The 11,337-nt window shown below is 48.9% G+C and carries 5 protein-coding genes; 2 read left to right on the top strand and 3 right to left on the bottom strand.

Going from position 1 to position 11,337, the window contains the following annotated elements; genetic code table 11:
- Window positions 1-92: 92 nt before the first annotated feature.
- The 3 genes from QQ055_RS01720 to QQ055_RS01710 form a co-directional block, all read right to left on the bottom strand.
- Window positions 93-1,019, bottom strand: a complete 927-nt coding sequence (locus tag QQ055_RS01720) for an ABC transporter permease (protein ID WP_069967971.1) — start codon at window positions 1,017-1,019, stop codon at window positions 93-95.
- A 386-nt stretch (window positions 1,020-1,405) separates the two neighbouring features.
- Window positions 1,406-2,599, bottom strand: a complete 1,194-nt coding sequence (locus QQ055_RS01715) for a Coenzyme F420 hydrogenase/dehydrogenase, beta subunit C-terminal domain (protein WP_284475884.1) — start codon at window positions 2,597-2,599, stop codon at window positions 1,406-1,408.
- A gap of 80 nt (window positions 2,600-2,679) precedes the next feature.
- Window positions 2,680-3,900, bottom strand: a complete 1,221-nt coding sequence (locus tag QQ055_RS01710) for a DUF4336 domain-containing protein (RefSeq protein ID WP_286004113.1) — start codon at window positions 3,898-3,900, stop codon at window positions 2,680-2,682.
- Window positions 3,901-4,543: 643 nt separating this feature from the next.
- Here QQ055_RS01710 and QQ055_RS01705 point away from each other — a divergent pair.
- The gene (locus QQ055_RS01705) at window positions 4,544-9,352 is read left to right on the top strand and encodes a PAS domain S-box protein (RefSeq protein WP_284475883.1); all 4,809 of its coding nucleotides are present in this window, start codon (window positions 4,544-4,546) and stop codon (window positions 9,350-9,352) included.
- A complete protein-coding gene (locus QQ055_RS01700; RefSeq protein ID WP_284475882.1) occupies window positions 9,349-11,331 on the top strand; it encodes an adenylate/guanylate cyclase domain-containing protein in 1,983 nt (660 codons plus the stop codon). The genes QQ055_RS01705 and QQ055_RS01700 overlap by 4 nt, the downstream gene beginning before the upstream one ends.
- Window positions 11,332-11,337: the final 6 nt, after the last annotated feature.

The raw sequence follows: 11,337 nt of genomic DNA, 5'->3' as shown, positions 1-11,337 counted from the left end.
AAAGAGTGCTGAGTTGATGGTTATCAAGTTCTCCTATTTTTTCTTCCCCAACCCCTAACTCCTAACTCCCAATTCCCAACTCCCTTCCCCTATCAAGTGTCCGTCCCTAACGCCCCAGGTGCGCCTGTGAGGGTGCGTTTGGGCGAACAGGTCAAAATCATGATTGCGAGAGTCAGGACGTAGGGGGCGGCGTTAAATAGGTAATAGTAGGAATTGACGCCGACGGATTGTAAAGCGGGGCCTAATGCTTGCGCCCCGCCAAACAGGAGGGAAGCGTATAGACACTGCAAGGGGTTCCAATGGGCGAAGATGACTAAAGCAACCGCCATTAAACCTTGTCCGCTAGAAATGCGTTCTGTCCAAACTCCCGGATAGTAGAGAGATAGGGATGCGCCGCCAATTCCAGCAAGGAAACTTCCGGCGATGATGCTTAACATCCGGACTTTGAAGATAGAAACGCCCATCGCCCTAGCGGCTTCGGGGCTATCGCCAACCGCGCGGATCAATAAACCCCAACGGGTGGATTTAAAGAACCATTGCAAAGTTGGGGCTAGAATTACGCCCAGAAGAAATAGGGGACTAATTTTTAAGGCGGCTTGAACTTGAGTGAGGCTACTCCATCCGCCTAAGTCGAGGGTAGGGAGTTGGGGGGCGGAAGGTTGAATGAAGGGTTTTCCTAAAAAGAAGGCGATCCCGCTACCAAAGATAATCATAGCGATGCCGACGGCGACATCGTTAACGCGGGGTTGTTGGGATAGCCAGCCGTGAATGCTACCGAGAACCATTCCGGCGATGCCTGCGACGAGTACGCCGACCCAAGGCGATCCGGTAAGGTAGGAGATAGCATAGGCACTCATTGCCCCCATTAACAGAGTGCCTTCTAAACCGAGGTTAATTTTGCCGCTTTTTTCGGTGAGGCATTCGCCCAAGGAGACGAAGAGAAACGGGGTTCCGCCTCGCATGGTTCCGGCTGCGATCGCCAATGGAACACCCCACCATCCTAATGCTTCTGTTGCCATTGTTTTAAGTGCTGAGTGTTTCTCTAAGTGCTGAGTGTTTCTCTAAGTGCTGAGTGTAAAGTGCTGAGTGCTGAGTGGGGGAAGGAGTGCAAAGTTCCGTAGCTTGCTTCCGCGTAGCGGTATTCCGAGTTCCGAGTGGGGGGAAGGAGTGCAAAGTTCCGAGTTCCGAGTTCCGAGTGGGGAAGTTAGTGCTGAGTAAGAAAAGGTGTGTTGAGAGAAGAAAAGAGTGCTAATTTCACCAGAAGTAGAGAAGTCAGTCAGTATTAACCTGTAATTCCCTTCTTTCCCCCCATCCTCCCATCCCCCCACCTCCCCATCCTCTTCTTCCCCAACTCCTAACTCCCAACTCCCAATTCCCTTCTTCCCTGACTCCCAACTCCCAATTCCTACTCCGGTAGGCGATATTGACTGACAATCCGCTTGGCGTATTCTGGGACGTGATCCTCTAGCTTTTCGGGGTGGTGGCGTTTAACGTAGAGGTAGTTGCGGGTGAAGTGGGAATCAATGGAAAAACGGGCGTATTCTAACCCTTGTGGGCCGACCTTTTCAATCACCACCCCCATTAGTTTTGCTGCCCACATGGGGAGAGTGACGCCTTTTTCGTAGGCGGGGATACTTTGTTGTACCGCATTTTTGCGATCGCCCTTCGACATAACGGGCTGAGTTTCAAGCTGAGACATCGCCATATCGAGCATTTCCTGACCGCGATCGTTGCGAACTACAATCCACTGCCAGCCAAACGGCGCGCCCATATACCCTACCACCAAATCAGCTAGGGAATTGACATAATCAAAACAACTTAAACAAGAAGGTGCAAACACATCCTTCAGTTCTTTTGTATTTAAGCCAAAGAATGGTACCTTCTCCACCGAACCATCCTGGTGCTTGAAATGCACCTGAAAATCTTGCATAAACTCATAATGCACCACCGTATCGGGAGACTTGCTTGTGGTTTCTAAAAACTTTTGCAACCCTGCGCGGGTGACATTATCCACGCAAGGCGTCCCCAACACATACAGCTTTTCTAAGCCCAACTTTTGTTCAACTGCCCGCAAAGCCTGAATTTGGCAGCCAACCCCAATCACCAGCAACCGCTTCATCCCCGATTGCTCCACTTGCTCTAAAATTGATAAATTCGGGGAAAGCGTCGGTTTATTCACCCGCGCCGCTAAAATCTCTTCAGGGGTACGCGCAATCACAGGCATCGGTTGAAAGCGGTCTTCGGCGGTATTTTGGACGCAAACCACGCCTTCAACCTTACCCGAAGTCAGCATTTCAATGGCAATGCTACTCACAATTCCCGTCCACTGCGCCCCCTCGATGGGTTGCGTTTTCCGCGCCGCCATCATCTTTTGGTTAACGCCGAAATATAAATCATCTGGGTTATCCAAATTGCGGCTTCTACCATGTGCCTGTTCTTCAAGTTCCGCCACTTGCTGATGAATAAAGGCACAGGCTTCTTTAACATAGTGAACGTAATAGGTATCGCACAAACCGCACTCGCTACAGAGTTCTTTTGCAGGGCGGCGACTACCGGGTTTGAGGGCTTTCGCTTTTTGGTGAGGCAGCACAGAAGTCATGGGAGGGATGGTTGGTTCACAATTGGGCCACTGTTGAATCAGGATACCCTACTGTCTCAACTCTAATAAACCCTGAATCTTTAATCGAGTTTGGCAGGAGGGACAATACGGGTTTGCGTCAGGGCGCGGTTAAGGGTTTGCAGCAGTTGAAAGTCGGCTTCTGGTAAACGATTTCCCTCTAGGGTAGATTGGGGTTTTTCAAGAAATGCAAAGGCTTGGCGAAATTGTTCGCCATCGGCTTGAATAACGGCCTGCATGTGACAGGGAATAATTTGTTGAAAATTCCATTGTTGCACGCGGTTAACCCAGTCGAGGGTTGCTTGGGGGGCGCGGTTGAGAATCAGGGTTTGCAAAATGGGGGCGACAAATAACCGCCCCTGTCGGGATAGGGCGTGAAAGGACTGCTGCCAGTTGTCTTGCCACTGGAAGGGAAACCAGCCAAAATACGCCTGTTTAGAGCGGTCTGGGGCGGCGAAGGCGTCGCGGATGGATTGAAAGAGGTTCGCGACGTTGAGGGTACTGGGCGAGAAGTAAAAGGCAAATAAGGAGATTCTTTGCCAGCCTTTGCGACGGTTTTCGGGGCTATCGAGAACTTTGTGCAGGGCGTCGTCTTTGGCGTGAAACAGGAGGGGATAGGGTTCGAGTTGGATGATTTCGGGGGGTTCCGGGGGGATGGCGAGTACGGAGTCTGTTACGAATAGAGTACGCGATCGCTTGTGGAATAGGGCGACTTCAGCAAAGCGTCCGGGGCCGAGTTCGATGGGGCCGAGGATAGCATAGTCAAATTCATCGCCCAAGGGGTTTTGACGGCTATCGGCGGGTAAGATATGCGTGCGTTTTCGGGGGAAACCCAACCAACTCAGGGGAAGATTAACCGGAAAACTCCATTGATGCGGGGCGACGTAAACTTGGGCTTGCGGGAAGTGACGGGCAAAGGGGCCAACGAAGACTTTATGCTCGATTCCCGATATGGTGGGTAGAACAATGGCTTGAACTTCGCCGTGTTGGGCTTCGAGTTCTCGGACTAGGCGGATACATTCTGGGGTGGGGGCGACGGGTGCATAAATCAGCAACCCCCCTGATTCTAGAGCGATCGCGCTCATGCGGATCGGCACGACGACGTAAAGAATCCCTTGAGATTGTTCAAAAGTCCAAATCTTGTCTTTAACGACTTCTTGGCGGAGGGTGCGCCGCCTGCCATAGGGATAAAGGGGAACAATGGGCCACAATGGCCAAGCCCAATCTTGATAGCGCGTATCCGTTTGACCCTGCATGATTGAGTGTTGATGTTTTTCGCCCATTTTTGGATAGTTGGGGTGTTGCAGATTATAGCTTTAGCCAGCCTCAATGGGCGCGTTGAACGTGCTGTTGGTGAAGCTGCCTGCTATCTGATAGACTGACCCAACGCTCAAAAACCCGCTGATGTTGGGTTTTGCAGGGTTCGACCCCAACTGCAAAAAAATGTGGCTTTCGTAACAGATTGTGTCTTGTATTTTCTCTTGAACCCTCTGAATTCACCTGAAACAACCTGAATTAAGAGGAGGCTTGGGAAATTATTTGTTCTGAGCAATTCAACAGTTTTCCTGAAAGGAAATGATTTTAGAAACGAGGAGATTTGTTACAATCCTCTCGATGACAAGCGATTGATAAAGGGGAGATGGAACGATTATAGCGAGGCTTATCCGGAAACTTTGTCAGGTTTTTGATAAATTTTTGATAAAGTTTATTCTTTCAAAAAAATGCTCAAAGTCAAGCTAATTCTTCAGGGATTTTCCCTGAAACCGTCTGAAACGATCGGTAATCATTCGCCCAGTATTCTGTTTGACAGTTCGCTGTAACCTCTTGAGAGATATCTAGAGTACAAAGCCTCAAGCGTCGATGATTCTTGAGTATTATGTATCATTAAGTCTCCTTCAAAATGCCCCAGTAGGGCGTTCGCTTTAGATGAACAATCGATCGCCTCATCTCATGCACTCCCGTAACCCTGAGCCTCCGTCTTCCAAACCCTTCGATCTGGCAACCTTGATCCAACTCCAAAGCAAGATCGCCAGCGAAATTGAACTTCATCAACTGCTGATTACTTTAATTGGCATCTTGATCGAAACCGTAGAAGCTCAAAGCGGTTATATTCTCTTAGAAAAAGACGGCGAGTTCAAAATAGAAGCCGCTAAATCAGCTCGCAGCCATCAAGTAGAAGTTTTGCGATCGCTGCCCCTCAAAAGACGGGTATCTCTCACGGCGATCGAACAAGCAACCCGCACCCGCACCCCCATCCTATCGACAATTCAGCAACGCCAAGCCAAATCGGTTCTCTGTTGCCCCCTGCTGCACCAAGAGCGCCCGATCGGGTTCATTTACCTGGAAAAAAGCCTAAAGCCTAGCCCCTTTACAGAACAGGATAAAGAGCGCATTCAGCTCTTAGCCATCCCCGCCGCGATCGCCCTCCAAGCTGCCCAACGCTACGCAGAAGTGCAAGCCACCCAAAGCCGCCTGCAAAAATTTCTAGACGCCATTCCCATCGGTATTTCCATTCACGATCGCAGCGGGCAAATTGTTTACGCCAACCGCGCCTCCCGAAAAATCCTGAATCTGCACCAACAACTCCCCCTCTCAGAAGTCGAAACCCTATCGCAAGTCTTTCAAGTTTACCGAGTCGGAACCCAAGAACCCTATCCCGTTGAGGAACTGCCCCTCGTTAAGGCTTTTGCAGGTAAAATCGCCAGCGCAGACGATTTAGAGTTACACCAAGCCCATCGCCAGATTCCCCTAGAAGTTAAGAGTATGCCCGTTTGGGGAGAAGACGGTCAAGTGGAGTATGCGATCGCCGCCTTTCAAGACATTAGCGCCCGCCTCAACGCCCAAAACGCCCTGCAAGAAAGCGAAACCAAATTCCGCAACCTTGCTGAAAACTCGCCTGGGATGATTTACCGCTACATTATCCATCCCGATGGCAGCGATCGCATTGCTTACCTGAGTTCGCGCTGTCGCGAAATTTGCGAGATCGATCCAGAAATTGCCCTGCAAAATCCCCGCACCATCGAAAACTTCATTCCCCTAGAAGAACTGTCGCGCATTCGCTACGCCTTCAGCTCATCCGTCAAGCCGCAACAGTGGTCTAAAGAATACTGCATTATCACCCCCTCCGGTCAACAAAAATGGGTGCAAAATTCCGCCACCTTTGAGCGTCACAGCAACGGCGATCTGATTTGGGATGGTCTCATTCTCGATATTACCCAGCGCAAACACGCAGAACTCGCCCTATTTGAAAGCGAACAACGCTACGCCAACTTAACTCAGATTGCCCCGGTTGGGATTTTTCGCAATAACGCCGAAGGTTTATGCGTTTATGGCAACGAACGCAGCTTTGAAATGATCGGACTTTCCCCCACTGAGGCGTTAGGCTTCGGTTGGACAAAAACTCTACATCCCGACGATCGCGATCGCGTGACTGCCGCCTGGGAAAAATTTATGGCCGAACAAAGCGACTTTGCCTGCGAGTATCGCTTCTTACGACCGGATGGTAGCGAAATTTGGGTATTTGGACAAGCCGCCATCGAGCGCGATCGCGCCGGTAAGATGACTGGAACCATAGGCACCCTCACCGATATCACGGCTGCTAAACGGGTAGAAGCTGCCCTGCGAGAAAGCGAAGCGAAGTTTCGCCACTTGGCTGAAAATGTCCCCGGTGCCATTTATCGCTATGTTTTACATCCCGATGGTTCCCACGCCTTTACCTACGCCAGCCCCAGAATTCAAGAATTTTACGATGCCTCGCCCGCCGATCTATTACAAAATGCCGATTTAGCTTGGCAAAAAACCCATCCTGACGATCTGGCATTCCTCAATGAGTCGATTCGGATCTCGGCAACCACCTTACAGCCTTGGCGCTGGGAAGGACAAGTTGTTTCTAAACAGGGCTTGAGATGGGTGCAAGGGATTTCGCAACCCGAAAAACAGCCTAACGGCGATATTGTTTGGGATGGGTTGCTATTGGATATCACCGAACGCAAGCGAGTTGAACAGTTGGTTGCAGACTACAACTGGAATTTGTCTCAGCAAGTGCAAGAACGCACCCTTGCCCTAGAACAGCAAATTAAGGAACGGCTTCAGGTGGAGGCGGCGTTGCGGGAAAACGAGCAAAAATTCCGCGCCATCTTCGATCAAGCGTTTCAGTTTGTGGGGTTATTGCAACCCGATGGGATGATGCTAGAAGCCAATCAAACCGCCTTGGCTTTTGCGGGGGTGAGTCGCGAACAGGTGGTAGGGCAGCCGTTTTGGGATTCGCCGTGGTGGAAGTTCTCCCCGGAGGCGCAAGCCAAATTGAAAACCGCGATCGCCCAAGCCGCCCAAGGGGCGTTTATTCGTTACGAGGCAGAGGTTTGGGGCGCAGATAACCGCCTCGTTACCATTGACTTTTCCCTGCGCCCGCTGCTGAATGAGGCGGGGGAGGTGGTGATGCTGATCCCCGAAGGGCGCGATATTAGCGATCGCAAACAAGCAGAAGCCGCCTTGCAACAAAGCGAAGCCACCCTGCGGCAAATCCTGGAAGCCCTGCCAGATTTGGTCATTTTAATGGATCGCCAAGGGTACCAACTCGAACAACTCAATGGCGGCATTTTCAAAAGCATCGTGACGCGCGAAGAGGGCGTGGGGAAAAGCATTTTTGACTTTTTGCCCCAACCTTTGGCCCGCCGCCGTCTAGCCGCCCTGCAAACGGCCTTAGATAAGGGCGAAACGCAGATATACCAGCAGGAAATTGTGGTTGAAGGAGAGGCGAGGTATGAGGAAGTCCGCATTCTGCCAGTGAGTCAGGATACGGCTTTGGTGATTATCCGCGATGTGAGCGATCGCGCGATCGCCGAGATGGAATTGCGATCGCAACAAGCCTTTTTGCGACAAGTGATTGATGTCGTTCCCAGTTCTATTTTTGTCAAAGATCGCGAAGGGCGCTTTTTAACCATTAATCAAAGCGGCGCAGCCATCTACGGCTTACCCATTGAAGAAATGATTGGCAAAACGGACTATGACTTGAATCCCAATACAGCACAGGTGGATGAGTTTTTAGCCATTAACCGCGCCGTGATGGAAACGCTGCAACCTTACATTACCCCCGCCGAAGCGATTGTCAATCGTCAAGGCGAACAGCGGTGGTATCAAACCATTGTCAGTGCGTTTATTGATGCCAATGGGGAGGTGCAGGGCATTATTGGTTCTTCCACCGATATCAGCACGATCAAGCAGGTGGAAGAAGAGTTGCGCGTTGCCAAAGAGGCGGCTGAAGCAGCTAACCGGGCTAAAAGTATCTTTTTGGCTAATATGAGCCATGAGTTACGCACGCCCTTGAACGCGATTTTAGGCTTTTCTCAATTGATGTATCAAGCTAAGAATCTCTCCGGCGAACAACAGGAGAACCTTAATATTATTCGACGCAGCGGCGAACATCTCTTGACGTTGATTAATCAAGTCCTCGATTTATCTAAGATTGAAGCTGGACGGATGACGCTTAATGCCAATAGCTTCGATCTGTCTCGCTTGTTAGAAGATATTGAGGATATGTTCTCTTTGAGAACGCAGGATAAGGGGATACATCTGCGTTTTTCCACCTGTAGCGATGTCCCGCAGTACGTGCAGGCGGATGAGATTAAGCTGCGCCAAGTGCTGATTAACTTGCTGAGTAATGCCGTGAAGTTTACCGCCCAAGGGGGCGTGCAGTTGCAAGTTCGCGTTGTCGAACATCTCGATCCCGCTAAGGTGCGCTTGCAGTTTCAGGTGTCGGATACGGGGGTGGGTATTCCGCCGGAAGAACTTCCCCACCTGTTTAAACCGTTTATTCAAACCTCTTCTGGACAACAGGTGCAAGAAGGGACGGGTTTGGGGTTGTGCATCAGCTATCAGTTCGTCTTGATGATGGGGGGTGAGATGACAGCGATCAGCCGAGGGAAAGCCTTTAACCCCAGTCGGGGAGATGCTGTGGAGAAACGACAGGATAATGGTTCTGTGGCCCTAGGGACAACCTTTGAGTTCGAGATTCCGGTTAGCATGGCGATCGCCACCCAAATTCCCACAGCGGATCGGGGAAGACGGGCGATCGCGATCGCGCCCCACCAACCCCAGTATCGCTTCTTAATTGCCGATGATAATAACTACAATCGCCAATTATTGCTAAAACTCCTGCAACCGTTTGGTTTTGAATTACAAGTGGTCACAAATGGCAGCGATGCCCTAGAACGGTGGAAGTCTTGGCACCCTCACCTAATTTGGATGGATATCCGGATGCCTGTTATGGATGGTTGTACGGCTACTCGACAAATTCGCCAAGCCGAACAGCAAACGCAGCAAGCGCCATGCAAAATTATTGCGCTGACTGCAAGCGCTTTAGCCGGAGAAAAAGCCTTAGTTTTAAATTCAGGGTGCGATGACTTTATTCGCAAGCCATTTCAGGATAATGAAATTGTAGAAGCCATTCATAGACATTTAGGGGTGATGTTTATTTATGAGGCCGATCGGGAACACCCGGCTGCGCCCCACTCAGAGCCAATGAGCCTAAATCCCAACGATTTGACCGGACTCCCCATTGATTGGTTGCTAGAGTTATATCAAGCGGTCATTGAAGGAGATTTAGAGGAAATTACAGCTCACCTTGATAAAATCAAACCTGAATTTCAAGAAATTGCTAACGCCATTTCTCAGCTTGCCGATCGATACCAATTTGAGCAAATTCTTAACCTTATTCAAGCTGTCAACACTTTATGAACCTTGAGACTTCTTCTGAGCCGAAAGCCCATATTTTAGTCGTCGATGATAATCCAGGAAATTTGAAGCTTCTGACTCAACTTTTAACCAAAGAAGGGTATAAGGTACGCGTTGCTCCCAATGGAAATTTAGCATTAAAGTCTGTGGAAGCAACTCCTCCCGATCTGATTTTGCTGGATGTTAATATGCCCGATATGGATGGCTATACGGTCTGTCATAAGCTAAAAGCAAGCGCCCATACGCGGGAAATTCCGGTTATTTTTGTGAGTGCTTTGGACGAGCCGTTAAATAAGGTGAATGCCTTTACAGCCGGTGGAGTTGACTATATTACCAAACCCATTGAACCGTTAGAAGTTCAAGCCAGAATTGAAAATCAATTGCGCCTGCGCCAACTTCAATTACAACTGGTGCATCAAAATACACTGCTTCAACAAAACTTAGAAGCTCGGCGTCAAGCTGAAATTGAATTGCGCTTGCTCTTAGCAACGACTCAAGCCATTAGCCATCGTCGAGATGTTCACTCGGCATTGCAGGCTGTTTTACAATTAGTTTGTATCACCATTCAGTGGGATTACGGTGAAGCTTGGATTCCCGACGAAGAACGAAAAATTCTAGAGTGCAGTCAAGGCTGGTATGGCAGTCAATCGAGTTTTCTACAGTTTAGAGAACAAAGTTTGCAAGTCACTTTCTCGCCGAATATTGGCTTGCAAGGAAAAGCTTGGATTTCTAAAAGAACAGAATGGATTGAGGATATTGATTGCGACAAAGACCTATTTTTCTTGTATTCTCACATTCAAAAGGTGAGATTGAAATCAGCATTTGCCGTTCCCATTTTATTGGAACAACAGGTACTAGCTATTCTCGTCTTCTACTCTTGTAAAGCAACCTCTGCTAGCGAGAGAATTATTGATTTAGTCACGGCTGTCGCGACGCAATTGGGAACCTTAATTCAGCGCAAGCAAACTGAAGAAATCTTAAGGATTACACAAGAACGCTACCACAGCATCGTTGAAAATGCGGTGGAAGGCATTTATCAAACAACCCCTTCAGGGCGATACTTAAGCGCTAATTTAGCCCTTGCCAAAATTTATGGTTACAGTTCTCCAGAAGAGTTGATTGCGAGTTTAGAGAACATCGAGCAACAATTGTATGTTAAAGCGTTGCGTCGCCAGGAATTTAAGGAAGCGATAGAAACCCATAATGCGGTATTAGGATTTGAGTCGCAAGTTTACCGCAAAGATGGGGAAATTATCTGGATTTCGGAAAATGCTAGAGCTGTCCGCGATTCCAAAGAACGTTTGTTATATTATGAAGGGACTGTTTCAGACATTACGGCGCGGAAACTGGCTCAACAGCAAACGGAAAAACTGTTACTCAATATTTTACCCAAACCTGTGGCAGAACGCTTGCAGAAGAAATCGCAAGTCATTGCGGATAGCTTTGCCGATGTAAGCGTTTTATTCGCTGATTTAGTGGGTTTTACAGACTTTGCGTCTCATCAACAACCCACCGAGTTAGTTGAAGTTCTCAATCAGATTTTTAGCGAGTTCGATCAACTTTCTCAATATCATGGCTTAGAGAAAATCAAGACAATCGGAGATGCTTATATGGTAGTAGGTGGATTGCCTTTACAAGAAGATCGAGCGATCGCGATCGCGCAAATGTCTCTCGATATGCACGCGGCTTTAGATCGCTTTAATGCCAGAACTCAGAACAATTTTTGTCTGCGAATTGGGATTAATATTGGCCCTGTGGTTGCAGGCGTGATTGGCTTAACCAAATTTATTTACGATCTGTGGGGAGATACCGTCAATGTTGCGTCTCGCATGGAGTCTAGTGGAATTCCTGGCGAAACTCAAGTGACTGAAATTGTCTACGAGCGATTAAAAGACACCTTTAAGTTTGAAAAGCGCGGTACGGTACAAATCAAAGGTAAGGGAGAAATGACAACATTTTTACTCCGAGGTCGAAAAGCCTAGAGATAA

The organism is Geitlerinema calcuttense NRMC-F 0142 (assembly GCF_030285425.1).
The sequence above is the reverse complement of the archived record's forward strand: the minus strand, read 5'-3'. Positions and strand labels throughout refer to the sequence as shown.

Bases quoted from the DNA above. Each gene is read 5' to 3' on its own strand.
- QQ055_RS01700 (WP_284475882.1), top strand. From the start codon at position 9,349: ATGAACCTTGAGACTTCTTCTGAGCCGAAAGCCCATATTTTAGTCGTC.
- QQ055_RS01710 (WP_286004113.1), bottom strand. From the start codon at position 3,900: ATGGGCGAAAAACATCAACACTCAATCATGCAGGGTCAAACGGATACG.
- QQ055_RS01720 (WP_069967971.1), bottom strand. From the start codon at position 1,019: ATGGCAACAGAAGCATTAGGATGGTGGGGTGTTCCATTGGCGATCGCA.
- QQ055_RS01705 (WP_284475883.1), top strand. From the start codon at position 4,544: ATGAACAATCGATCGCCTCATCTCATGCACTCCCGTAACCCTGAGCCT.
- QQ055_RS01715 (WP_284475884.1), bottom strand. From the start codon at position 2,599: ATGACTTCTGTGCTGCCTCACCAAAAAGCGAAAGCCCTCAAACCCGGT.